The 25,596-nt window shown below is 42.7% G+C and carries 22 protein-coding genes; 6 read left to right on the top strand and 16 right to left on the bottom strand.

Going from position 1 to position 25,596, the window contains the following annotated elements:
- Positions 1-78 precede the first annotated feature (78 nt).
- Entirely contained in the window at positions 79-639 is a 561-nt protein-coding gene (gmhB, locus tag BM378_RS06495; RefSeq protein WP_065978004.1) for a D-glycero-beta-D-manno-heptose 1,7-bisphosphate 7-phosphatase, read from the bottom strand.
- Complete coding sequence (locus BM378_RS06490; protein ID WP_036970965.1) at positions 639-1,697, bottom strand: glycosyltransferase family 9 protein; 1,059 nt, start codon at positions 1,695-1,697, stop codon at positions 639-641. Before BM378_RS06490 ends, gmhB begins: the two co-directional genes overlap by 1 nt.
- A 125-nt stretch (positions 1,698-1,822) precedes the next feature.
- On the opposite strand from BM378_RS06490, the gene BM378_RS06485 reads away from it, so the two are divergent.
- Positions 1,823-2,545: a 3-deoxy-D-manno-octulosonic acid kinase gene (locus tag BM378_RS06485; RefSeq protein ID WP_074988847.1), complete on the top strand. Its 723-nt coding sequence runs from the start codon at positions 1,823-1,825 to the stop codon at positions 2,543-2,545.
- Here the strand turns inward: BM378_RS06485 and hldE are convergent.
- Genes hldE through BM378_RS06470 form a run of 3 tightly spaced genes read right to left on the bottom strand, consistent with a single transcriptional unit; the run spans position 2,535 to position 6,071 of the window.
- Positions 2,535-3,974: a bifunctional D-glycero-beta-D-manno-heptose-7-phosphate kinase/D-glycero-beta-D-manno-heptose 1-phosphate adenylyltransferase HldE gene (gene hldE, locus BM378_RS06480; RefSeq protein ID WP_036970970.1), complete on the bottom strand. Its 1,440-nt coding sequence runs from the start codon at positions 3,972-3,974 to the stop codon at positions 2,535-2,537. The genes BM378_RS06485 and hldE overlap by 11 nt on opposite strands.
- Entirely contained in the window at positions 3,974-4,564 is a 591-nt protein-coding gene (locus BM378_RS06475; protein ID WP_036970972.1) for a D-sedoheptulose-7-phosphate isomerase, read from the bottom strand. Before BM378_RS06475 ends, hldE begins: the two co-directional genes overlap by 1 nt.
- Before the next feature lie 28 nt (positions 4,565-4,592).
- Positions 4,593-6,071 carry a capsule assembly Wzi family protein gene (locus BM378_RS06470; RefSeq protein WP_244886993.1) on the bottom strand — a complete coding sequence of 493 codons (1,479 nt, stop codon included), beginning with the start codon at positions 6,069-6,071 and terminating at the stop codon, positions 4,593-4,595.
- A gap of 165 nt (positions 6,072-6,236) precedes the next feature.
- Between BM378_RS06470 and waaA the strand changes: the two genes are divergently transcribed.
- Positions 6,237-7,508, top strand: coding sequence for a lipid IV(A) 3-deoxy-D-manno-octulosonic acid transferase (gene waaA, locus BM378_RS06465; RefSeq protein WP_074988846.1), 1,272 nt, complete (start codon positions 6,237-6,239; stop codon positions 7,506-7,508).
- A 28-nt stretch (positions 7,509-7,536) separates the two neighbouring features.
- Complete coding sequence (locus BM378_RS06460) at positions 7,537-8,058, top strand: DUF1415 domain-containing protein (RefSeq protein ID WP_074988894.1); 522 nt, start codon at positions 7,537-7,539, stop codon at positions 8,056-8,058.
- A gap of 36 nt (positions 8,059-8,094) precedes the next feature.
- Here the strand turns inward: BM378_RS06460 and BM378_RS06455 are convergent, their stop codons facing one another.
- The 5 genes from BM378_RS06455 to BM378_RS20395 all read right to left on the bottom strand — a co-directional run bounded on the left by BM378_RS06455 (position 8,095) and on the right by BM378_RS20395 (position 15,443).
- Positions 8,095-8,430, bottom strand: coding sequence for a YdbL family probable chaperone protein (locus tag BM378_RS06455; protein ID WP_074988845.1), 336 nt, complete (start codon positions 8,428-8,430; stop codon positions 8,095-8,097).
- Between the two features lie 9 nt (positions 8,431-8,439).
- Positions 8,440-8,622 carry a YnbE family lipoprotein gene (locus tag BM378_RS06450; RefSeq protein WP_036970983.1) on the bottom strand — a complete coding sequence of 61 codons (183 nt, stop codon included), beginning with the start codon at positions 8,620-8,622 and terminating at the stop codon, positions 8,440-8,442.
- The gene (locus tag BM378_RS06445; RefSeq protein ID WP_074988844.1) at positions 8,615-11,092 is read right to left on the bottom strand and encodes an intermembrane phospholipid transport YdbH family protein; all 2,478 of its coding nucleotides are present in this window, start codon (positions 11,090-11,092) and stop codon (positions 8,615-8,617) included. Before BM378_RS06445 ends, BM378_RS06450 begins: the two co-directional genes overlap by 8 nt.
- Positions 11,093-11,239: 147 nt before the next feature.
- Positions 11,240-15,124 carry a phosphoribosylformylglycinamidine synthase gene (purL, locus tag BM378_RS06440; RefSeq protein WP_074988843.1) on the bottom strand — a complete coding sequence of 1,295 codons (3,885 nt, stop codon included), beginning with the start codon at positions 15,122-15,124 and terminating at the stop codon, positions 11,240-11,242.
- Between the two features lie 151 nt (positions 15,125-15,275).
- On the bottom strand, positions 15,276-15,443 hold the full coding sequence (locus tag BM378_RS20395) for a hypothetical protein (protein ID WP_162898011.1): 168 nt from the start codon (positions 15,441-15,443) through the stop codon (positions 15,276-15,278).
- Positions 15,444-15,763: 320 nt separating this feature from the next.
- On the opposite strand from BM378_RS20395, the gene mltF reads away from it, so the two are divergent.
- The gene (gene mltF / locus BM378_RS06425) at positions 15,764-17,227 is read left to right on the top strand and encodes a membrane-bound lytic murein transglycosylase MltF (protein WP_074988842.1); all 1,464 of its coding nucleotides are present in this window, start codon (positions 15,764-15,766) and stop codon (positions 17,225-17,227) included.
- Positions 17,228-17,330: 103 nt separating this feature from the next.
- Entirely contained in the window at positions 17,331-17,504 is a 174-nt protein-coding gene (locus tag BM378_RS20390) for a hypothetical protein (protein WP_162898022.1), read from the top strand.
- On the opposite strand, the gene tadA is transcribed toward BM378_RS20390, so the two are convergent.
- Entirely contained in the window at positions 17,505-18,002 is a 498-nt protein-coding gene (gene tadA / locus BM378_RS06420; protein ID WP_074988841.1) for a tRNA adenosine(34) deaminase TadA, read from the bottom strand.
- Between the two features lie 230 nt (positions 18,003-18,232).
- Here tadA and BM378_RS06415 point away from each other — a divergent pair, with 230 nt between their 5' ends.
- Positions 18,233-19,537 carry an inosine/guanosine kinase gene (locus tag BM378_RS06415; RefSeq protein ID WP_036970992.1) on the top strand — a complete coding sequence of 435 codons (1,305 nt, stop codon included), beginning with the start codon at positions 18,233-18,235 and terminating at the stop codon, positions 19,535-19,537.
- A 6-nt stretch (positions 19,538-19,543) separates the two neighbouring features.
- Here the strand turns inward: BM378_RS06415 and glsB are convergent, their stop codons facing one another.
- The 5 genes from glsB to ftsY all read right to left on the bottom strand — a co-directional run bounded on the left by glsB (position 19,544) and on the right by ftsY (position 25,420).
- Positions 19,544-20,464 (bottom strand): glutaminase B, encoded by a 921-nt coding sequence (gene glsB / locus BM378_RS06410; RefSeq protein WP_036970994.1) that lies wholly within the window; start codon positions 20,462-20,464, stop codon positions 19,544-19,546.
- A 92-nt stretch (positions 20,465-20,556) separates the two neighbouring features.
- On the bottom strand, positions 20,557-21,420 hold the full coding sequence (gene rpoH / locus BM378_RS06405) for an RNA polymerase sigma factor RpoH (protein WP_036970997.1): 864 nt from the start codon (positions 21,418-21,420) through the stop codon (positions 20,557-20,559).
- Between the two features lie 238 nt (positions 21,421-21,658).
- Positions 21,659-22,645, bottom strand: coding sequence for a permease-like cell division protein FtsX (gene ftsX, locus BM378_RS06400; RefSeq protein ID WP_065978123.1), 987 nt, complete (start codon positions 22,643-22,645; stop codon positions 21,659-21,661).
- A complete protein-coding gene (gene ftsE / locus BM378_RS06395) occupies positions 22,642-23,319 on the bottom strand; it encodes a cell division ATP-binding protein FtsE (RefSeq protein ID WP_074988840.1) in 678 nt (225 codons plus the stop codon). Before ftsE ends, ftsX begins: the two co-directional genes overlap by 4 nt.
- A gap of 55 nt (positions 23,320-23,374) precedes the next feature.
- Positions 23,375-25,420, bottom strand: a complete 2,046-nt coding sequence (ftsY, locus tag BM378_RS06390) for a signal recognition particle-docking protein FtsY (protein WP_074988839.1) — start codon at positions 25,418-25,420, stop codon at positions 23,375-23,377.
- Positions 25,421-25,596: the final 176 nt, after the last annotated feature.

Below are 25,596 nucleotides of genomic sequence, written 5' to 3'. Positions count from 1 at the left end.
AAAGCTTAGGCGAACAATTGCACTGTTTGTAGTTCGTCGCACAACCTAAATTAGGCGCGGTAGATAGGAAAAAACTGGTCATACCTGCTGTAAGTGTAAAATCAAATTAGGTAATTCAGCTAACGAGTCGCATACATAGTGCGCATGCTGCTCCGTTGACTCTGCATAATTTTGTCCAGAGCGCACTAAAACACGCGTTGCCACATTGGCTCTTTCGCCAGCGAGTAAATCGCCAAGTTTGTCACCAACCATGATACTTTGAGCGGGATCTATGTGGTGCTCTTCAATCGCTTGCAACAACATGCCAGGCGCTGGCTTACGGCATTCACATTCTTGTAAATAGGCAGGCAACGCTTTACTTGGATGGTGTGGACAAAAATAGACATCTAGAATGTGTACGCCGTGTTTTAAAAACTCATTTTTCATCCATTCACTTAAGTGGTGAAAATCTTGCTCTGAGTAATAGCCTCGACCAATTCCAGATTGATTCGTCACGATGATAATTTCATAACCTGCATCAGTGAACTTTTTACACGCCGTAAAGACCCCTGGCACAAACTCAAAATCATCTGGCTTGTATACGTAACCATGGTCAATATTTACAACACCATCGCGGTCTAAAAATAGCACTTTACTCATCACAATTGCTCTTTTAATAAAACAAGATCAAACATTAAAGTAACCTCTTCAACACGTATCTGCGCCATTAAATCTGCACCTTTAACGCGTGTCCCCCACGGCAGCTGGTCTGCTGTTTTACCTGTTTGCTCAAGTAAGTTTTGGTGATAAACCTCAACAACATAATTTTGATATAAATAAGGCCCCGTGCGTTTTGGATTTGAGTGAGCGTATAAACCTATCACCGGTGTACCCACTGTAACGGCCATATGCGCAGGTCCTGTATCAGGCGCAAGCACTAATGAGGCACGCTTTAGCACACACAACAACTCTTTAAGCTGAGTTTTACCAACTAAGTTGAGTACAGGCACGTGACTGTGCGCAATAATTTGCTCAGCCAGTTCATTTTCAAGGGGTGTTGGCCCCCCCGTAATTACAACTGAGAATCCTTGATTATGAGCGTAATCAGCGAGCGCAGCATAACGTTCAGGAAGCCAGTTACGCTCTTTTTTACTGGCCGCAGGTGAAATAACAAAAATACGTCCTGCTAACCGCTCTGTACCGAGTAAAGTATCTGCCGTATGTTGATGAGCATCTGTTATTGGCATCTGCCAGCTAGGCTCATACTCTGGTACACCGATTGCCTTTGCAAAACCTTGGAACCCTTCAAGAACATGCGCTTCTGCTTGAGCTGCAATTCGCTTATTGATAAATAGACTATGTAATTCTTTTGAACGTGCCCAATCAAAGCCCACTTTAACTTTAGCAGGTATACAACGTGCAGCAAGATTAGCTCTGAGCGCCACCTGCATATGAAGTAACACATCAAACTTTCGCCCTTTAAAGGTTTCTTTAAGTTGTTTGTATGCTTGCTTACCCTGCTTTTTATCAAATACAACAAACTCAACACCCGGTAAATCAGCAAGCAGCATCGCTTCCACTTTACCAATAACCCAAGTGATTTTCGCATGAGGATGCGCTTTTTGAATTGCTTGCACCGCCGACACCGCGTGACATACATCACCAATAGCCGAAAGCCTTAATATACAAATATCTGAATAGGAGGTTGATTGAGTCACGTGCACCCTTAGCAACAGCAAATAATAGGCGATCTTAAATTAACCTGATGCTATTGCAAGCACTTATGCGAAAAGCTAAAAATGCGGTACTATATAGCTATTCACTGTTTATATTTTAAGTTGTTATGTTCGACACTCAGCATCTGCAAAATTCGACCCTTTTGTGCCACCCTGCATACACTCAGATGCTTACATATGACTGGTTTGATGCTCACTTTTGGCAACAACAAAATAAAATAGTTGGCGCTAAAAAAGGCCGAGCAACGGCCTGGTTTTTTAAGCATGAACAACTGACCGGTGTATTGCGTCATTATTGGCGTGGCGGACTCATAGGCAAACTATTAACAGATCAATATGTGTATGTCGGCTTAGAGCACACGCGGGTTTACAAAGAGTTTTCGTTGATGATGCACTTAACTGAGTTAGGCTTAAATGTGCCCACACCTATCGCTGCAAAAGTCACACGAAGTGGTTTTATTTATCGAGGCGATATTATCACCGAGGCAGTAAAAGGAGCACAAAGCCTCTTAGATATTTTGGTGACTCGCCCGTTAACTCATGACGAATTAAAGAATGTGGCCACAACGCTCAGTGAATTTCATAACCGTGGTGTTTATCACGCTGATTTGAATATCAATAATATTTTATTTGACGAAGCGGGTAAGGTCTTTATTATCGATTTTGACCGTGGTGAAATAAGACAGCCCGAAATTGCGTGGCAACAAGAAAATATTAAACGCCTTGCCCGTTCATTTGCCAAAGAACAAGGCCGTAATGAGATAATGCACTGGCAACAAAGTGATTGGCAGTCACTGTATTGTGACTACCAAGCATTGCTTAAGATTTAATTTTGCTGATGACGTTAGACGTCGAGCAACCATTAAGGAACTCAAGCACTTCAACTTTACCGCCATGGCGTAATACATGGTCTGCACCCGCAATTTGATCAACCGTGTAATCGCCCCCTTTCACCAGTACATCGGGGCTAATTTGCTCGATGAGCTTAGCTGGTGTGTCACTCTCTTGTGCACTACCAAATGGAATTACCCAGTCAACCGATGCAAGCGCACTGAGAACCATAGCCCGCTCTTCAAGCGGGTTTATTGGACGTTCAGGTCCTTTAAGGCGCGTGATTGATTCGTCATTATTTAAACCAACAACTAAACGATCGCCTCTGGCTTTTGCCTGCGCTAAATAGCGTACATGACCTGCGTGTAGAATATCGAAGCAGCCATTGGTAAAGACAATTTTCTCGCCATTTTGTTTTGCAAACTCGATATGCTGCAACACATCTTCAAATGGCGTTTGATAATGCTCGCCGGTTTGCTGTAAGTACTGACCCAATTTACGACTCAATTCTTCAGGAGATACCGTCGCTGCGCCTAGTTTACTTACGGCAATACCCGCTGCAAGATTAGCAATTTCAACGGCATCTTTAGGTTGCATGCCAGCGCCTAACATCACCGCTAATGTAGCAATTACAGTATCTCCGGCACCAGTAACATCACTGACTTCTAATTGCTGCGCCGCAAAGTCATGCTTCTCAGTTTGACTGATTAACGACATTCCTTGCTCTGAACGAGTCAATAACATCGCCGCAACGCCCGCATCTTCAATAAGCTGGCGCGCACTCTCGGTTAAGCTTTGCTCAGACTCAGTTTTACCACCAGCCAGCTTAAATTCATTCAAGTTTGGCGTAATATAGTCGGCACCACGATACAAATTTAGATCCGATGATTTAGGATCAACAAGAACCGTTTTACCTGCATTTTTAGCCACTTGGATCATGGCTTGAATTAAGCTTAGTGAGCCTTTGTTGTAATCAGAAAATAGTACAAAGTCATAATCATCTAACACTAACTCTAAACGATTCAAAAGCAACTGGCTGTGTTGTTCAGTAAAGGTTTCTTCTAAATCTAGGCGAACCACTTGCTGATGACGACTTATCACGCGCATTTTAGATATGGTGGGTAAATCACAGACGCTAACAAGCTGCGAATCAATTTTCTCAGAACTCAAAATGGTTTCAAGAATTTGCCCACTCTCATCTTCACCAACAAGCCCTAATAAACCGACCTTACCATCTAAACGGGCAATATTTTTAGCCACGTTTGCAGCGCCACCCGCTTTGTCTTCAAACTTACTGACTTTAACTACGGGCACCGGGGCTTCTGGTGAAATACGACCCGAGTCACCATGCCAGTAACGGTCTAGCATCACATCACCAACAACTAAAATTCGCGCTTTAGATAAGTTTTTAAGTAACGCTAAATCCATTACTGTTGCTCCGCTACAACCATATCAATGGCTTCACATAACCAGTGACCGATAAACATATGTGCTTCTTGAATGCGTGCTGTTTCATCGTTTTTAATGATAATTGGCAGCTTCGCGATATCTTTCACTTTACCGCCGTCACGGCCAGTTAAAGCCACTGTGAAAGCGCCTATTTCATTAGCCGCAGCAAGCGCAAGATTAATATTAGGGCTAGTGCCTGAAGTCGTTAAGCCAATCACTAAATCTTCAGGTTTACACAACGCCTGAACTTGGCGTTCAAACACAGTATCAAAATGATAGTCATTACTGTGCGCCGTTAAAATTGACGTGTCAGTTGTCAATGCGATTGAAGCAAGCGGCCCACGCTCTAACTTATAACGTACAACAAACTCTGCCGCTAAATGCTGCGCATCGGCGGCACTGCCACCATTACCAAACCAAATTACTTTACCACCTGCCTGCAAAGCGCTGTGGCATGCTTCAAGTAATTGCATCACCTCAGGATGATAAGTTTCCATGGTCTCAAACAGCATTTGATGACGATTTAAACTTTCTAGGTAGCTTGCCGCTACAGAATCAAGATTAGACATATAAATTCCTTAAAAAAAACGGCTAGACCTACCAGTATACTGCAACAGATAGCCAAGTATAATTCTCACCAAACACATCTTCGCCATAAGTCAGGGTGGTTTCGAGTGTATGTTCATTCAATTGACGCGTATTGCTCAGTTGAAGTTCAATGGCACTTTCATAATTTGCACTTGTTTGTCCAAATTCGTTCAAATAATTGCTTTTATTTTCGATTAAAGTCAACTTACTACGCCACAAAGAACTAAAGCTCTCATTATAAGTAAGTTCCATACTATGCACTTGGGTAGGTGGTGCATCTGCATAGACTAATGACACGCCATCTGCGTGAAAATTCAGATACCGCTGGTCTGCTGCATAATGCCCTGTAGAAAAGCCACCAACAGTATTCCCTTTTACTGGATAAATTTCATTTACATACCATAAGCTATGCATATTGGTGTATTCATATCGTAATGACATGGCATCTGTCATTTTCGGTAGGAAAAAACCGACATTGCTTACAGTGTTGCCAAATTGATAGTTTTTATGGTTTTTAGTGTCTTCACCACCGTACTCGAAATACAACTCGATCGGCATGCCCCAATTAAAGTTTACGGTACTGGTAATCGTCGCGTATTGATCACCTAGTTCATTATCTCGACCACCTTCAACCCGATCAGCATTATCATTTCCCGCAGGGTCAAAAAATGCATCAAACACATCACCTGCATCAACCTCTCGAGGACCACCACCAAATTGCATCATACGGTTGATGCCAATTTTCCAACCACTTAGGGGCTCTATACTGAAATGCGTACCAGCAAGCTTTGGCGTGCCGCTATGCAGCTCCCCTTGATATAAAATACCGTTTTCCACATGCTCTAATTCAGAATAATACAGCTCAAAGTCAAAATTCCACCAATTATGCGCAGGTTGCACCATACCTAATGAAATAGAAGGGGCTGTTTTTGCATTAGTAGAAATAATTTGAGCTGAATGTTTAAACGGTGAAAACCAATGTTCTTTATAACCAACATTCAGTTGTAAATCATCTCCAGCAAAACTTACAAAAGTATTGTAATTCACAAATTTATTTTGCTTGGCTCTGTAATCAACACCAACTTGTACTAAGGTATAATCGTTTGCACGCCAAATACCTTCAAAAAAGCCTTGGCCCCACTCATCTGAGCTTAAACCACGTTGATTAGCAATTTTCTTCGTAGTATCACCATCGACCTGAAATTTTAGACCCACACGCGTAATAGCATCTTCACGCTGATAGGGTTTAATCTTAGTGCGGATCGCTGCAGCCAAACTTGGCTCTTTATTTTCAAGTTCATTAAGTGCGTATTCTACCTCAGCCAAACGATATGGCTTCGTCATAGGTGTGCCTGAGGTTAATGCAAATAAAGTATCTAATTGATGATCAAGCTGTGCATCCATGCCAATCGGTATGTAAGCGGTGGGTGTTGCCAATAAAGGAGAAGAGCAACTGAGTAACACGCTTATAGCCGTGGCTTTTATCATTTTAAATTTCATAACTATAAAGACTAAATATAAAGTAACTGAAATACTACCAAATTAGCGGCGACGAAACACTTAAAACTCTGCAAGATAACCCTTTTTAACATTTTATATTTAGCTCGATTGGCTAACACGCTATCATAATGTTTTACACTGATAGGCTAACCAATGGCACGTATTTTATATTCTCTCATTTTATACATTCTTAGCCCGCTTATTATTTTCTACCTTTACGCTTTGCGTGGAAAAAAAAATAAAGGCTACCGTGCGCATTTTACACAGCGTTTTGGTGTTTCATCATTACAACAGCATGACGTGGTTATACATTGCGCGTCTGTTGGTGAGGTTTTAGCAGCAACGCCACTTATCAAGGCGCTGCAACAGCAAAATTCGCAGCTAAGTATTTTAGTAACCTGTAATACACCCACTGGTCGTGAGCAAATAAAGAACAACTTTAAAAATACGCTCAGTTGCTGTTATTTACCGATTGATTTCCCGTGTGCCACCAGCCGGTTTTTAAAGCGAATTAAGCCTCGCGTCCTGTGCATTCTGGAAACAGAGTTGTGGCCCAATTTAATGGCGCAATGTAAAAAACGCAATATTGAAGTACTTGTTTTAAATGCGCGGCTTTCAGCTAAGTCGCAGCTGGGTTATCAAAAGGTGATGCCTTTAACAAACGTGATTATGAACTCAATTAGCGCCCTTGCCAGTCATAACCAAGATGATGCTAACCGCTTTATTGAGTTAGGTTTAGCGCCGCAGAAGGTGCGTGTCTTTGGCTCAATTAAATTTGATATAACTCCCACGCGCGCGCAATTAGATAAAGTCGCCGCTCTTAAAAGCGAATATAACAACGCGCGCTTTATTTGGGTAGCAGGTTCAACCCACCCAATTGAACATGAGCGTGTTCTAAGTGCACATCAGCAGTTGCTCAGTGTAGTACCCGATGCCCTGTTAATTATAGCTCCGCGTCATCCTGAACAATTTGATAAAGTAGCATCACTCCTTAAACATTCAGACATGACTTTTAGTCGTCGCAGCGAGAATAATTATACGAGCCAACAAGTCGTTCTTGCCGATACCTTAGGTGAACTACAATGCCTGTATGGCGTTGCTCGCATAAGCTACATTGGCGGCAGTTTAATTGAACGAGGTGGCCATAACCCACTCGAGTCTGCGGCATTTTCAGTTGGCGTACTAGCAGGTCCTCACACGTATAATTTTGACCATATTTACCCTGAGCTTATAAACGCTGAAGGCGCTAAAACAGTTAACAATGAACAGCACCTTGCTGAAACACTTATCGCTTTAAGTGCCGATAACGAGGCCCTCGTTAAGTTAGGTCAACAAGCCGCAAAATGTGTTATTAATAATCAAGGTGCTATTCGTAGAACAGTGCAATTAATTGAGCAATTTTTAGAGAAACAACGTGAATCATAACCTGCCAAAAAGCCGTCCCGAGCTACAAATGCGCGAATGGGTATCAAGTGTCATTGTAAAATACAACTTTTGCCCATTTGCCCGTAAAGAAGTAGAAAACAACTGTATTCACTATCAAGTCAGTCCGTCAGTAACGCTAGATGATGCTGTCATGGATATGCTTGAGCAATGCATGGAACTTGACCACAATGAGCAGCGCGAAACAACTTTACTAATGTTTGAGCAAGGCTTTAGTGATTTTGACGAGTTTTTAGATTTGGTCGACCTAGCCAACGCGCTACTAGTTGCACAAGGCTTTGAAGGGAAATATCAAATCGCTAATTTTCATCCCGATTATGTGTTTGCAGATAGTGATGAGACAGATGCTGCAAATTATACAAACCGTGCTCCGTACCCGACACTTCATTTAATTCGTGAAGCGAGTATGAGCGAAGCGCTCGCCAACTACGATGAGCCTGAATCTATTCCTGAGCATAATATTAAACTTGCAAGACGCAAGGGTATCGACTTTTGGCAGCAGCTGTTAAAAAGCTGTATTGATAAAGGCTAAAGCCAGCTTTCGCTGGCTTTTAGCACCTTTAATAGGTTATTTTTTTACCCATTGACCATTCACTTCAATATAGTGACCAGGTTTTGTTTTTTCGATAGTTTTCGCGGCCGCCAATGCCTCTACTTGCGCTAAAGATAAATTGTTCTTTTTGGCAAGTTTCAAGTATTGCTCTTTACGCTTCGCATTGATTTCATCAACCACGGCTTTCGCTTCACTGTTATTGACGACTAATCCGAGATAACCAGAGCTATCTTCACCCACTAATCCTTGGTTTTTAGCCTCATCTAGGCTAATAGCCCAAGCAGAAAATGATAAACAAACAGCACTGATTAAAGTGATCACATTCAATTTTTTAAGTTGGAATTTACGCATGTTTGCTCCTTAGAATAATTCGCTGTCGTCACTGAATAACGTGTCGAGTTCTTTATCCACTTTAACGCGGATTTCGTGATCAACTTTCACATTTAAGTTGATTGTAATAGGTTCTTTTGCTGCTACCTCAACGCGGTGTGTGCAAGCACTTAACAAACCGACGGCTGTTAGCATTACTAACCATTTAGCCATTATTGCTTCCTTTTTTTGCATACTCTTTCTCAACCTTTTGAGTAATCTCATCACTTAAACGCAGTGCTCTTAATAACGTAAACACATTTTCCTCGTGATTATAGTTAAAATTAACGGCTTGCTGCTGTTTTTCATTAAAGCCTTGTAAGTTAACACCTAAGTGCAGCCACCCATCCGGTTTAAGATCAACACTGCTTTTTAATTGTTTAATATCTAAATTCTCTAACAAGCTAAGCGTGGTACTTAGTTCTTGTTGCTGTGCTTTTACCGCTTCAAAACCTGCATTGTTAGTAATCAATAATTTACCATCGCCTTGATTAACCAGTTGCCCTTGCTTAACGGCAATGCCCTGCTCATTTATAATGACAGGCAAGGTCCCTGCTAAGCGCCCAGATAAACTAATACCTGACTCCGCATCCAGCGTTACCAACTTGCTGGCGTCGATGTTTTCGAACTTAATCATTGCAGTTTGGCTTGTTGCAAGCGGGCAAAATTCATTCACAACAAATGCTCCCCCCATCACAAGACCAGTGACATTTGATGTACATGGATGATTTGCGTCAACCTGTAATAGGCCTTGTAATTTTGTAACCACAGCACCTGCACGCAGTTCATTAAGTGTAAATTTAGTTGGGGCAATATTAAGCTGACCTGAACTAAACTCCGCCTTCACCTGAGCGTTAAAGTCATTAGCGAGATAATCATTATAAAGCGCACTGAGCTTAGCAATGCGAATATCCCCGCTTGCCTGCAGTAAGTTTACGTCACCTTTTATAAGGCCCGAGATAACGCCATCGGTTAACGTCGCTAATGGCTCAAACTGCTTTAAAATAGGGTTGAGTTTTGACATAGCTTGTTCAGGTATCACCAACTCAAATGGATGAGCAACCTTAGACATATGATGTGTTATCAGCGCTTCAATACCGTCGACAAAAACATGGTGCGTTGCCTGTAATGCGCGACTTTGGGTTGCATTTGACACCACAGACAAATTCGTTAATGTCAGTTTAGGAGTCACTAGCTTAGCTAATTTACTGGCCGCACTAATATCAGCAAATAACTCTCCCACACTTAAATCACTCTTCACTGTGAGCTCATTTGTTAGTCCCGACATCTGCATATTTTTATAGGTCGCTGACTTTATTGCACTATTGAGTTTCGCTGTTACGTTCTGTGAATCACTGAGATGCACGTTTATTTTAGTTTTTAAATCAGTCACTTTCGCATCAAAAACTTGAGCTCTTTTAACGGATATATCAGCATTGAGATTACCCGCTATAGGACGAGTAAGTATATTCTCAAGCTCTACTTCACCTTTGATACTCACGCCATCCGCTAGTACATCAATAAAATCAGGCAGTGATGCCATTGAAAGTTGAAATTCAGAGTTAACGCGCCCTGCTTCAATACGAGCCTTCAACATTAGCTTATCTATCTCGTCACTGGTGAAATTTACTACAGCGTGTGAGTAAAGCGTTTTAAGGGGAGCATCTAGCGCTAATTGGGTATTTTTAAACACCAATTGGCCTTGTTTATTACTCGAAGTCAGTTCCAACTCGGGTAAAGAAAGCTGCTTTTGTTGCAGCGCAATGGGTTGTGTAAACTGCACATGCCAAGTAAGGGGGGTGTGTGCTCGTGCAAACTCTTGGTATTGCTGCTGTTCGATTTTATCTAAACAAATAGGTGAAACAACGACTTGACTCTTTAAACCACTCAAATCAGCAGTGAGCTGTTGTTGATTGAGCTGAAATTCAGCCGTTACTTGGCCACGGCTCTGTGCGCTAAAATCACAGTGTTCAATGCTTTGCTTATTTTGCTGATACTGATGTTCATGTTGATAATCGGCAGTAACTGAGCTGGCCACATTGAGTGTTATGCCATCGAACTTAATCTGTAAGTCAGTCGAAAAATGGACATTTTTTGGCAGCGCAATAAACCTTCCGGCAAGTTCATCATTAAGCATTATATTGGCGACTATCTCACCACCAGTAACCGTGACATCCGCATTAATATCGCGGCTGACTGTAAAGTGATTTAAGCGATTTTCTTGCACGGTGACTCTAACCGGCTCGGCGCTAAAACCCGACGAAATATCAAGCTGCTCAATATTTATAAGCGGTCTTTGCTTTGGAAGGTCTAAAGCAAGTTTTTTTAATTCTGTGCGCTGATTGTCGCTTTTTGATAAGGGGCTATTGATCGTAAGGTTGGCACGAGAAATTATAATTTGCTGCTTATTAGCACGTATACCCGCAACTTCTAATTGCTGACCTTGATAACTCAAACACAGCTTTTCGACCTTTAAATCAAGCTTTCTTGTTAGTGACCAATCAATACAATGCAGCTCAATGCCATTAGCACTCAGCACAGGCGTTAAGTACCATGAGGTCAGTGGTAATCTAAAAATATAGGCAAGCAGAAAAACCCCGAGCACTAAACCTAACAAGCCTGTAATAGCACGTTTAAACTTCAAAAAACTCTCCTTGCCTTTGCTCTCGCTTCTCGCTTCTCGCTTCTCGCTTCTCGCTTCTCAACCCATTATAAACAAAAAGGCTGCACTTAATAGTGCAGCCTTTTTAGTTTAACCGGTTTATATGAACCTAAGTAGATTACTTAAACTCTACCCCACGTTTTTGCGTGCGTTGCGGAACATACGCATCCACGGGCTGTCTTCTGTCCACTCATCAGGGTGCCATGAGTTCGCTACTGTACGGAATACACGCTCAGGGTGAGGCATCATAACCGTTGCACGGCCATCTGTAGACGTAATACCTGTGATACCCTCTGGCGAACCGTTCGGGTTAGCTGGGTATTGCGTTGTTGGGTTACCGTAGTTATCAACAAACTTCACAGCCACAGTGCCTGACTCAAGCGCGGCTTTTACTGCATCGCTGTTAGCAAACTCAGCATGACCTTCACCGTGAGAAACAGCGATTGGCATACGAGAACCCGCCATACCATTAAAGAATACCGATGGGTTTTCTTGTACTTCTACAAGGCTAAAACGTGCTTCAAAACGCTCTGACTTATTGGTTACAAAACGTGGCCAGTGCTCTGTGCCGGGGATCAACTCTTTCAATGTTGAAAGCATTTGACAGCCATTACACACACCTAAGCTGAATGTATCTTCGCGGTGGAAGAAGCTTTGGAACTGCTCGCGAGCCATCTCGTTAAATAAGATTGACTTAGCCCAACCTTCACCCGCACCCAATACGTCACCGTAAGAGAAACCACCACATGCCACTAAGCCTTTAAACTGCTCAAGTGTTAAACGACCTTCAAGAATGTCGCTCATGTGTACGTCTACCGCTGCAAAACCTGCGCGGTTAAATGCCGCAGCCATTTCTAAGTGAGAGTTAACACCTTGCTCACGTAAGATAGCCATTTTCGGTTTTGCACCTGTTGCAATGTAAGGTGCAGCGACGTCTTCGTTTAAGTCGAAGTTTAATTTAACGTTCAGACCTGGGTCTTTGGCATCAAATTTTGCATCAAACTCTTGCTTAGCACACTCAGGGTTATCACGACGTGCTTGCATTTGGTAAGTTGTTTCTGCCCAAATTGTACGAAGCTCTGTGCGTGTGTGATTAAGCACGACTGCATCACCGCGAGTAAATACCACACGGTCATCGGCATTTAATGCACCAATTTCATGGCTGATAGCCGCTAAGCCGTGATCAGCAAGTACCGCTTTAACTGCGTCTAAATCTGCGTTAGCAACTTGAATTACTGCACCGAGCTCTTCGTTATAAAGTGCTTCGATGTCTGACCCCGTTAAGCCAGCAAGGTCAACCGTTACGCCTGTGTGGCCAGCAAAAGCCATTTCAGCGATTGTGGTAAATAAACCACCATCAGAACGGTCGTGGTATGCAAGTAACTTGTTATCAGCAACAAGAGCTTGCATCGCTTCATAGAAACCTTTTAATAACGCAGGGTTATCAACGTCTGGGGTTACATCACCTAATTGCTTGTAAACCTGCGCAAGGCTTGATGCGCCCAGTCGGTTTTGACCCGCACCTAAATCGACTAATAATAACGATGACTCACCTTTATCAGTGCGAAGCTGTGGCGTTACTGTTTTACGTACGTCTTCAACGCGACCGAATGCAGTGATGATCAGTGATAATGGAGCTGTTACTGATTTTTGTTCACCGTTTTCATCCCACTGTGTCTTCATCGACATTGAGTCTTTACCCACAGGGATCGTTAAACCAAGTGCCGGACACAACTCTTCACCTACCGCTTTAACCGCTTCGTAAAGACCCGCATCTTCACCTGGGTGACCCGCTGCTGCCATCCAGTTTGCAGATAGCTTGATATTTTCAAGGCCACCGATGTTAGCACATGCAATGTTCGTTAATGACTCAGCCACCGCTAAACGTGCAGACGCACCATAGTTTAGAAGTGCAGCTGGCGTGCGTTCACCCAATGACATTGCTTCACCGTGGTAAGTATCATACGTCGCAGCTGTTACCGCACAGTTTGCAACTGGCACCTGCCAAGGACCGACCATTTGGTCACGTGCAACTAAGCCCGTTACCGTACGGTCACCAATGGTGATTAAGAAAGTTTTTTCTGCAATCGTTGGTAAGCGTAATAAGCGCTGTGCTGCATCAGCTGCATCAATTGCCGTGACATCTAATGGCTGCGACTGTGCTTTTTTAGACTCAACTTCGCGGTGCATTTTTGGTGCTTTACCAAGTAATACATCAAGAGGAAGGTCTACAGGATTATTACCAAAGTGGCTGTCTTCAACCGTTAAGTGACGCTCTTCAGTGGCTTCACCAATCACTGCGAATTCTGCACGTTCACGTTTACAAATTGCCTCGAAACGTGGGAAATCTTCTGGCGCAACAGCAAGTACATAGCGTTCTTGTGATTCGTTACACCAAATTTCGTGTGGTGCCATACCCGGCTCATCGTTCGGGATATCACGTAGTTGGAATTTACCACCACGGCCACCGTCGTCTACTAGCTCAGGGAATGCGTTTGATAAACCACCCGCACCCACATCGTGAATGAAAGCGATTGGGTTTGCATCACCTAATTGCCAACATTTGTCGATAACTTCCTGACAACGGCGCTCCATTTCAGGGTTTTCACGTTGAACAGAGGCAAAATCAAGATCTTCATTCGATTGGCCAGATGTCATACTTGACGCAGCACCACCACCTAGACCGATGTTCATCGCAGGACCACCTAGTGCAATAAGTTTTGCACCAACTGGGATTTCACCTTTTTGAACATGCTCAGAACGGATATTACCTAAACCACCGGCAAGCATAATTGGTTTGTGGTAACCACGTACTTCTTCACCATTATGGCTTGATACTTTTTCTTCGTATGTACGGAAATAACCAAGTAGATTAGGACGACCAAATTCGTTGTTAAATGCCGCGCCACCTAATGGACCTTCTGTCATGATATCTAGTGCAGTAACGATACGACCTGGTTTGCCGAAATCAGTTTCCCACGGTTGCTCATAACCAGGAATACGTAAGTTAGATACCGTAAAGCCAACTAAGCCCGCTTTAGGTTTAGAGCCGCGGCCTGTTGCACCCTCATCACGAATTTCACCACCAGAGCCTGTTGATGCACCTGAGAATGGTGCAATAGCTGTTGGGTGGTTATGAGTTTCAACTTTCATCAAGATTTCGATGTTTTCTTGATGGTACGCGTACTCACCCTCGTTATTAGGGAAGAAGCGACCTGCTACCGAGCCTTTCATTACCGCAGCGTTATCTTTATAAGCTGATAACACGTTTTCAGGGTTTTGCTCGTAAGTGTTCTTGATCATTTTGAACAATGATTTTGGCTGTTCGATGCCATCAATTGTCCAATCTGCATTAAAGATTTTATGACGACAATGCTCAGAGTTTGCTTGTGCAAACATAAATAATTCGATGTCGTTCGGATTACGCCCTAACTTTTGGAAGTTTTCTACCAGGTAATCAATTTCGTCATCAGCAAGTGCAAAACCTTGCTCAACATTAGCTGTCGCAAGCGCTTCACGGCCACCACCTAAAATGTCAACTGATGACATAGGACGTGGTTCATCATGACGGAACAGCTTAGCAGCATCAGCCATCTCAGCGTGTGTTGCTTCTGTCATACGGTCATGCAATAACGCAGCAACGTCTGCAAGCTGCTCAGCACTTAACTGACCTTCAACATAATATGCAATACCACGTTCTACACGGTGAACTTGGCTCAAACCACAGTTGTGTGCAATGTCAGTTGCTTTAGATGCCCAAGGCGAAATAGTACCAGGACGCGGCGTTACAAGAATTAACGACCCTGCTGGTGTATGCTCGGCAATAGTTGGACCATAAGTAAGAAGCTTCTCCAGTTTAGTGTGCTCATCAGCTGAAAGCTCAGCAGTAAGATCAGCAAAATGCATGAACTCTGCATAAACATTGGTGACTGGAAGTTGCGCCTGTTGGCAACGCGCTAAAATTTTCTGAACTCTAAAATCGGAAAGTGCTGGTGCACCACGAAGGATCAACATAGGTATTTTCATCCGGGGTTAGGGATTGAACGATATTTTAGGCGCGTATTATATACCCAAACCACCTCAAAATGCGAGTTTCAGTTGGAATTAAACGCGATTTAGGCAAGGTATTGATTGCAAAGAATGGTCACCCCCTTATTAAAATCAATTACGCCGTATAAATCGCGTTTAAACCAACCCGCAGGGCGTTCCACAAAAACTGACTCTCGGCGTTGTTGCTTTTTACAAGGGAGTACCCTTGTTGCAAAGCAACGCCTTGATATTCAGCACCTGTGAAACGCTGAATTCTGTATTTTGAGGTGGTTTGGGTATACATCCCAGCCACCTCGAAATGCGAGTTTCAGTTGGAATTAAACGCGATTTAGGCAAGGTATTGATTGCAAAGAATAGTCACCCCCTTATTAAAATCAATTACACCGTATAAATGCGAGTTTCAGTTGGAATAAAACACAATGAAAGCTGTTATAAAACTTCACGTTGATAGGCTCACCAGTCGTTATAATACAGACCCTTGTTATAGTTGATAAAATAACGATAAGGTCGCTCATAATTTTTGTTAGTACTATTCGCCAAGTGACGCAGCAACGAAGTTTTGCTATAACGGTAAAGTAATGTATTAAGGGGCATTTATTTTTTATGCAAAAGTTACTCGCTATTTTTAGCCTAGTGCTCATGTTGTGCGCGTGTGATATGCAACAGCAACCATCGCAATTAGCGCAAATCAAAGCACAAAATAAAATTAGAATTGGCACATTAGCGGGTGCGAGTAATTATTACCAAGCCCCTCAAGGCGTACAAGGTTTTGAATATGAATTGGCGCAAGAGTTTGCTGACTACGTTGGTGTTGAGCTTGAAATGGTGCCATTTTTTAATTTATCCGACATGTTTGCTCGCCTCGAAAGTGGCGATTTAGATGTGATTGCATCGGGTCTTACCTACAATACAATTCGCGCGCAGCACTACCGATTCGGCCCGACTTACCGCACAATTAGTCAAAAGCTTGTTTATAAACAAGGGCATGTTCGTCCTCGTGAGTTTGCAGATTTAACAGGTAACCTAACCGTACTCGCTAAAAGCAGCCATTCCTTAGCGCTGCAACAGCTAAAGCAACTTCATCCCAATCTAACTTGGCACGAAACAGAAGACATGGATGAGGAAGAGCTACTACAGGCGGTGATTGATAATGAAATAGATTACACGCTGGCTGATTCACACACGTTATCGTTGTTTAGACGCTATCACCCTAATTTGAGTATTGGCTTTTCAGTAACAAGAAATGACCCAATAGCTTGGCTACTCAGAAAAGATGGTGATGATTCTTTATACGCTTTGATGGTGCCTTTTTTCGGCGAGGTAAAACAAAATAATCAGTTATACGTCCTCGAAGAAAAGTATTTTGGCCATGTAAGGCAGTTCAATTATGTGAATACACTGGCATATATTGAGGCCATAAAAGAAACCTTACCCAAATACCAACCGTGGTTTGAGCAGTATGCAGGCAATATTGATTGGCGCTTGTTAGCAGCCCTCAGTTACCAAGAATCGATGTGGAACCCTAAAGCAAAATCGCCCACCGGAGTGCGTGGTATCATGATGCTTACACAAGCGACTGCGAAACAAGTGGGTGTAACAAATCGCTTGGCCCCAGAGCAAAACATCAAAGGGGGCGCCGAATATTTAGCTCAACTCATTTCATGGATCCCAGAACGTATCCCACAGCCTGATCGTACTTGGTTTGCATTAGCCTCTTACAATGTCGGGTGGGGGCATGTAAATGATGCGAGAATTATCACAGAACAAGAAGGCGCGAGCCCTGATAAATGGGCTGATGTAAAAAAACGCTTACCGCTGCTCATTAAAAAGCGTTATTATCGTCAAACTAAATACGGTTACGCGCGTGGCGATGTTGCCGTGAAGTATGTTGATAATATTCGCCGTTACTACGATGCTTTGGTTTGGTTGGATGAAAATGATGCGATTGCTAATCCAAGCACCGAAGAAAAACCCGTCATTTCGCCTGAGTTAGATGAAAATACGGCTCAACCAGCTGACACTCAACAACAAACCAGCTCTGAACAGCAAAAGCCAGATAACAACTAGCCTAAAGCCAGAGAAACCTGTTTACTTGTCATCAAATGATCATTATCTTCTAGTATTGATGGAATGGACAATGTCATGCTTTACTCTCACTTAAGGAGCACACATGTTAAAAAGAAGACGTACCACACATAAGTTCAAACGGAATGTTATCTATTCGACAGCGACTCGCCGTCGTATTATGTTACGTAATACCCACAAAAAAGTTATTTGGCGTCGTCGTTTATTCGCGATGCAATTAATGGAAGCACAGGAAACTCCTGCAACGCCAGTTGTTTAACTAGGCGTTGCGAGCAGCGAGTTTAGCCGCTTTTTTCTCTTCTCTGCGGCGTTTAAAAAATGCCGAAATTACAGCCCCACATTGCTCAGTCATTATCTCACCGGTTACTTCAACCTGATGATTAAGACGCGGTTCTTGCAGTAAGTTCATAATAGACCCGGCCGATCCTGTTTTAGCGTCTTTTGCGCCGAATACCAGACGCTTAATTCGGCTATGAACTAATAGCCCTGCACACATAGAGCAAGGCTCTAAAGTGACATATAAAGTGCAATCAATAAGCCGATAATTATTAAGTGCCTTACCTGCTTCACGAATAGCCATCATTTCGGCATGAGCAGAAGGGTCGTTATCAGTAATTGAGCGATTATACCCATACGCTATTAATTGATTGTCTTTGACTAATACCGCCCCCACAGGAATTTCATTAATGTTTCCCGCCTCATTTGCATAAGCGAGGGCTTTTTTCATCCAGTATTCGTCGCTATATTGTTCGCTCATAAATCACACAAAACTTGTAAACTGCCTGTAATTATACCTAGTTAGTCGATAAAAAGGGCGATAATTAAGACTACACTAAAAAATTAAAGTAAATTTTAATGGCTTTATCATGGCTCAATGAACCTATATTGCGCTATAATCTCGCGCTTTTTTTATTTAGCTAATAGCAATTCAACTAGGTAAATTTGTTGATTTACACTTTGCAATTGATATCAATACACGGGTAGCAAATGAAATTTCCTGGACGCCGCAGGCATAAACATTATTTTCCGGTGGAAGCCAAAGATCCACTAACAAATCAACTGAACTCAACCGAGCGGCTACAACGTAGTTATATAACGGGTATCGATCAAATAGTTGTCGATATTGAAGCGAAAGTTGATCAAGCTTTCCTCGATGAATTTCAATTGCGCCGTGGCATGTCACAGGTAATTGATAGCGACATTACCAATGCATTATATGACCGCCTAAAGCTTGACGATATGATCGATTACGAGTTCGCAGGTGGCACCATCGGTAACACGATGCATAACTACTCAACACTTGCTGATGATCGCTCTGTGTTGTTAGGTGTAATGAGTGAAAACATTAAAATTGGTAGCTATGCGTACCGTTTTTTATGTAATACATCAAGCCGGGTTGATCTAGATTATTTACAACCTGTTGATGGCCCAATTGGTCGCTGTTTTACACTGATTGATGAAACTGGTGAGCGCACCTTCGCGATAAGCGCAGGTTTAATGAATCATCTACGTCCTGAATCAATTGATAAAGAGTTAATTGAAAATTCATCCGCACTTGTGATCAGCGCGTATTTAATGCGTACCCAAGGTGATGAAACCATGACAGAAGCAACTATGCAGGCAGTTAAATATGCCAATGATGCTGACGTGCCAGTGGTATTGACTCTAGGCACTAAATTCTTAATTGAGCAAGACCCTTCATGGTGGGCCGACTTTGTTAAAAAGCATGTCGATATCTTAGCAATGAATGAAGAAGAAGGCCTTGCGATTACAGGCTTCGAAGACCCACTTCTTGCGGCAGATAAAGCACTTGATTGGACCGATTTAGTGATTTGTACTGCAGGTGAAAAAGGCTTGTTTATGGCCGGTTATGTTGACGAGCAATTTAAACGCGAAACAGAGTACCCGCTGCTACCAGGCGCTATCGCTGACTTTAATCGCTATGAATTTTCGCGTGCAATGAGAAAAGACGATTGTCAAAACCCAATCCGTGCATACAGCCACACTGCCCCATTTATGGGCGGCCCTGATAGCATTAAAAACACCAATGGCGCGGGTGATTGCGCACTCGCTGCTGTGCTACATGATTTATCTGCAAATGTGTATCACAAGCTTAATGTTGCTAATTCGGCGAAACACCAGCAACCAGCGATGACTTACTCATCACTGGCGCAAATTAGCAAGTATGCCAACCGTGCGAGTTATGAAGTTCTCGTACAGCACTCTCCGCGTCTATCGCGTGGTTTACCTGAACGTGAAGATTGTTTAGAACAAGTATACTGGGATCAGTAATACTCATTAAAAAATCGAAATATCCAGTTTCTGGGATAAACGCTCAAGGGCGGCTATCCCAGCCACTGAGTTACCGTATGAGTTTAAACGTGGTGCCCACACAGCAACTGTAAACTGATTAGGTAAAACGGCTAATATTGTGCCCGATACCCCTGATTTTCCGGGCATCCCAACACGGTAACCAAAATCTCCCGCCGCATCATATAAACCACTGGTAAACAGCAACGAATTAAGCTGCTTATTTTGTCTTGTACTCAGTACTTTATTACCCCGGGTGTCTTTACCTTGGTTTGCAAGATAATTATACGCTTTAGCGAGCTCCACACAGTTAAGCTCAATGGCACAAAAATTAAAATAAGCCCACAAAACATCATCGACTTCATTATTAAAATTACCAAATGATTTCATTAAGTGTGCCATAGCGGCATTACGATGACGAAACTCATACTCTGAATTAGCAACTTTTTTATCTATCACAACCGATGGATTGCCTGACAGTTGACGAAAAGATTCAAGCATCGAGTGCATTGGCGCTGAAAGTCGGCTGTATAAGGCATCGCAAGTCACGATGGCTCCAGCATTAATAAACGGGTTTCGGGGAATACCCTGCTCAAACTCTAGCTGAGTGAGCGAGTTAAATGCAGTACCAGAAGGCTCTTTGCCCACGCGTTGCCAAAGTTCATCACCATAACGCTGCAGTGCAAGCGTTAATGTCATCACTTTAGACACAGACTGAATGGTAAAGCGAGCACGGCAATCACCAGCGCAAAAAGTGTGACCATCGACAGTATGAATAGCAATTGCAAATTGGTTTGGTTCAACATCCGCAAGTGCAGGAATGTAGTCTGCCACTTTGCCTTGACTCAATAATGGCTGAACTTCTTTGGTAATTTCATTAAGTACGTGTTGGTAATCAGTATCTGGCATACTGTATCCTTAAAACAGAAAACCCCGCATTTGCGAGGCTTTATAGTAGAGATAACTCTGAAGTCCGAGCTCTTAATTAGCTCGTGACTCCATTAGCTCATGGCTGTTTGCAGTTTTTTCATCGCTGTTTTTTCTAGCTGGCGAACACGCTCTGCTGACACGTTATACTTTTCAGCAAGCTCTTGCAGTGTTGCTTTATCATCAGCTAACCAACGAGCACTTACGATATCTTGCGAGCGTTCATCAAGCGTTTTTAATGCACTAAATAAACGTGCATGCGACTGTTCTTGCCATTGCTGCTCTTCAATATCGTCAGCAAGGTCAGCACTGCCATCAGTTAAATATTGTACTGGCGAGTAGGTGCTTGTAGGTGCATCGTCATTGTCGTCACCAGTTAAATCAAAGCCCATATCTTGGCCACTCATACGCGATTCCATCTCACGTACTTCTTTTTCACTAACCCCTAGCTCGTTAGCAACAGTGCTAACCTCGGCTTGGTTAAACCAACCTAAACGTTTTTTGTTTTTACGTAGATTGAAGAATAGTTTACGTTGCGCTTTTGTCGTTGCAACTTTCACGATACGCCAGTTTTTTAGTACGTATTCATGAATTTCCGCTTTAATCCAATGTACAGCGAATGAAACTAAGCGTACGCCGACGCTCGGGTCAAAGCGTTTTACAGCCTTCATTAGACCGATGTTACCTTCCTGAATTAAATCAGCTTGCGGTAAACCATACCCTGAATAGCTTTTTGCAATGTGAGCTACAAAACGAAGGTGCGACATAATGAGTTGCTTCGCAGCATCAAGATCACCTTCTTCCTGAAGACGTGTCGCTAACTGCTTTTCATGCTCGGCATCAAGCATTGGAATCGTACTGACAGCTTGAAGATAGCCGTCCATACTCGCGCTTTGTTGACCTGCAGTAAGTGCCATTGCGTATAAATCTTTACTCATTTTTCACCTCAGTGATAAACATTTGAAACCATCTTAGCACTCTTTAAGCGAGAGTGCTAACTTCAATTAAAAACTTTTTTAAAGCTCAAATCAAGTGGTTTTTGTATCTATTTTTAGTCTACGCTAACACGCTGAATATGCGGTGAATTCTAGCTTTAATTGAAAGAGCGATAAATTTATTACTGCTTTTATTTAGTGCTAATAAAGCAGTGTAACAACGAATTGTTACACTTTATTGTTATACTTTATCGGGTTCTATTTCTTTTATATATCTATTTACAGACAAATACGAGCCGACAAAACCAAGCCCCGTTGCAAGTGCAACTAAAATGGCAAATTCAGATAACGTCAAACCGATTAAATTAAAACGGCTGCCATAAACTCCCGCGACTTCGCTCACCGCTGCACCTAGCCACCACATCATCAAAGCAACACAAATAAATGAAAATAGTCCACCGATAATGCCATACCAAATACCCGTCCATAAAAATGGCGCATGTATAAATGCATTGGTTGCCCCCACTAACTTCATAACTTGGATCTCTTCCTTTTTATCCATGATAGATAAACGAATCGTGTTTCCAATGATCAAAGTCACCGAGGTTAATAATAGTAAAGCAATGGTAATGACGCTCTCTTTTAATAAGCTTAACAGTGCGTTTAAGCGCTCAAGCCATGCAATATCCAGTTTACCAAAATCAACTTCACGCTCATCTTCAAGTTTTTTGAGTAACTGTTCAGCAGCATTTGGCTGACGATACCGTGCCGTCGGTGTCACAATAACAACATCGGGCAGTGGATTCGCATCTAAGTATTCTAATGCTTGTCCAAATCCTGACACCTGCTTAAATTCAACAAGCGCATCTGCTTTAGAAATAAACTCAACCTTATCGATTTCAGGGTAAAGCGCTAAACGTTTGACTAATGTTTGTGTTTGTTGCTCTGTCATAGACTCTTTAACAAACAACGAAATTTCAGCGGCATCTTCAAACCCGCTGCTTACCTGAGACACATTTTTCACGACTAAATACAAGGTCGCTGGTAACGTTAAGCTTAGCCCTAATACCGCAATAGTCATCAAGGAGGCAAGTGGCGTGCGCCACATTTCACCTAAGCTATGCACACCTTGACGGATTAAGTTAATAAAAAAGAAATACGGCGCCGCTAGAATTGATTTCTGCTGACGATCATTGTGACTGGCTCTACTTTTAAATAATAGGCTCATAGCGCTCCCTCAGCTAATGGATCCTGGATCATACGTCCATCTTTAAGGGTTAGGCTGCGATAGCGCATCCGTGCAATTAAACCAATATCATGGGTGGCAATTAACACCGTCGTACCATGATTATTAAAGTCTTCGAATAAGCGTAAAATATCCATTGAAAGTTCGGGGTCTAAATTACCGGTCGGTTCATCAGCTAACAAAATAGGCGGTGAATTTACGATAGCCCTCGCAATTCCCACGCGTTGTTGCTCGCCTCCAGATAAAGTCGCAGGGTTACATTTGGCTTTATCAAGTAAGCCCACTTTATCAAGCGCACCATGCACACGCTTTGCAATTTGTTTATGGTGTGTGCCTTCAATAATCAACGGCAAAGCGACATTATCAAATACCGAATAGCGTTCTAACAAACGATGGTTTTGAAAAATAATCCCTATATCACGGCGTACATAAGGAATTTGACGAGACTTAACAGCATTTAAATCAATATCATTAATTAGTACTTTGCCAGCCGATGGACGTTCCATCAAACTAATCAGCTTTAATAATGTACTTTTACCTGCGCCACTATGCCCAGTTAAAAAAGCCAACTCGCCTGACTCAATATGAAAACTGACTTTTTCCAGCGCACGGTGACCGCCGGGGTATGTTTTACTGACTTGCTGAAAATTTATCATTTTAGTTATCAATCATCTTGCAGCTGAAAAGGGAGCATGCTCCCTTTTTTATGAATTATACGTCGTCCTCATCTTGGCTAAACAACGCATCAATGAAGTCATTACTATTAAAAGTACGCAGGTCGTCGATTCCCTCGCCAACGCCTATGTAACGAATTGGAATATTAAACTTATCTGCCACAGCAAAGATAACCCCCCCTTTTGCTGTCCCATCCAGTTTAGACAAGGTAATACCCGTTAAGCCAACACATTCATTAAATAGTTTTACTTGGCTAATGGCATTCTGCCCCGTGCCCGCATCAATTGTTAGCATGACTTCATGCGGCGCATCTGGGTCTATTTTCTTCATTACACGCGCTATTTTTTCAAGCTCTTGCATGAGGTTATCTTTATTTTGCAAGCGCCCTGCTGTATCCGCGATTAATACGTCTACATTACGTGCTTTCGCCGCTTGAAAGGCATCAAACACAACCGATGCACTGTCTGCACCAGTATGCTGTGCAATAACAGGTATACTGTTACGCTCGCCCCACACTTGTAATTGCTCAACCGCGGCGGCACGGAAAGTATCCCCCGCAGCCAGCATGACTGATTTACCTTCATTTTGGAATTGCTTAGCAAGCTTACCAATGGTCGTGGTTTTACCCACCCCATTTACACCCACCATTAAAATAACAAATGGTTTTTTATTTTCTGGCACAGTTAATGGCTGCTCAGCTGTCTTTAACATTGCGGCCATTTCTTGCTTCATTAGCTCGTAAAGTGCATCGCCATCTTTAAGTTGTTTTCGATCGGCTGCATCTGTTAGGTTATCAATCAACTTCATGGTTGTATCGACACCTAAATCAGCCGTTAATAGCTGTGTTTCTAACTCTTCGAATAGCTCATCATCAATTTTTTTACCACTAAAAATAGAGGCAAAGCCCGAGCCAATATTAACGCGAGTTTTTAATAAACCTTTTTTAAGGCGGGCAAAAAAGCCTTCCTTTTTCGGTTTATCAGTAACTTGCTCTGTTTTTTCTTTTTCAATACGAGCTTGTTCTATACGCTCAGCTTCTGCTTTTTCTGCTGCAATACGTTCCTGTTCTAAACGTTCAGCTTCAGCTTTTTCTGCTGCAATACGCTCTTGCTCTAAACGTTCAGCTTCAGCTTTTTCTGCTGCAATGCGTGCTTGTTCTACACGTTCAGCTTCAGCTTTTTCGGCTGCAATGCGTGCTTGTTCTACACGTTCAGCTTCTGCTTTTTCTGCTGCAATACGTGCTTGTTCTACACGTTCAGCTTCAGCTTTTTCTGCTGCAATACGTGCTTGTTCTAAACGTTCAGCTTCAGCCTTTTCTGCTGCAATGCGTTCTTGTTCTACACGTTCGGCTTCAGCTTTCTCGGCTGCAACACGTGCTTGCTCTACACGTTCGGCCTCTGCTTTTTCTGCTGCAACGCGTGCTTGTTCTACACGTTCGGCTTCTGCTTTTTCTGCTGCAACGCGTGCTTGTTCTACACGTTCGGCTTCTGCTTTTTGTGCTGCAATTTGCTCTGCTTCACGCTGCGCCTGTTCAGCTGCAATACGCTCTTGCTCTAACTTCATGGCCGCTTCTTGCTCTGCAAAACGCGCTTGTTGTTCTTGACGACGTTGCTCTGCTGCTTGCTGTTCTGCAGCGATACGTTCAGTTTCAGCTTTTTCTGCCGCAGCGCGTTCCTGCTCTATGCGCATCGCTTCTGCTTTTTCTGCTGCAATACGTTCTTGTTCTACACGTTCAGCTTGTGCCTTCTCTGCTGCAATTTGATCTGCTTCACGCTGCGCCTGTTCCGCTGCAATACGTTCTTGTTCTAACTTCATGGCCGCTTCTTGCTCTGCAAGACGCGCTTGTTGTTCTTGACGACGTTGCTCTGCTGCTTGCTGTTCTGCTGCGATACGTTCAGCTTCAGCTTTTTCTGCTGCAATACGTTCCTGCTCTAAGCTCGCCGCTTGCGCTTTTTCAGCTTCAATACGCTGTTGTTCTTCTAATTGCTTTTGGTTATCAGCCTCATTTGCTGTTTGCTCTGCTTGTTGTTTTTCTGATTTGCCAAAACCAAACCAAGACAAGAATTTACTTTTTTTTGCCATACTTGCTAATAACCACTTATAAAAATCTGATAAACTTACATGAATAATAGTTTGGTGATAGTTCAGCTATGCTCAGCCAAACCGAAACGGGTACCATCTATCGCTAAGGTCGCAATACTACCATTTTTAGCGCAGTAGAAAAATGACACACCAGCTATTGCTTGCAATATTATCTG

The sequence above is a fragment of the Pseudoalteromonas lipolytica genome (assembly GCF_900116435.1).
GTDB classification, from domain to species: Bacteria; Pseudomonadota; Gammaproteobacteria; order Enterobacterales; family Alteromonadaceae; genus Pseudoalteromonas; species Pseudoalteromonas lipolytica.
The sequence above is the reverse complement of the archived record's forward strand: the minus strand, read 5'-3'. Positions and strand labels throughout refer to the sequence as shown.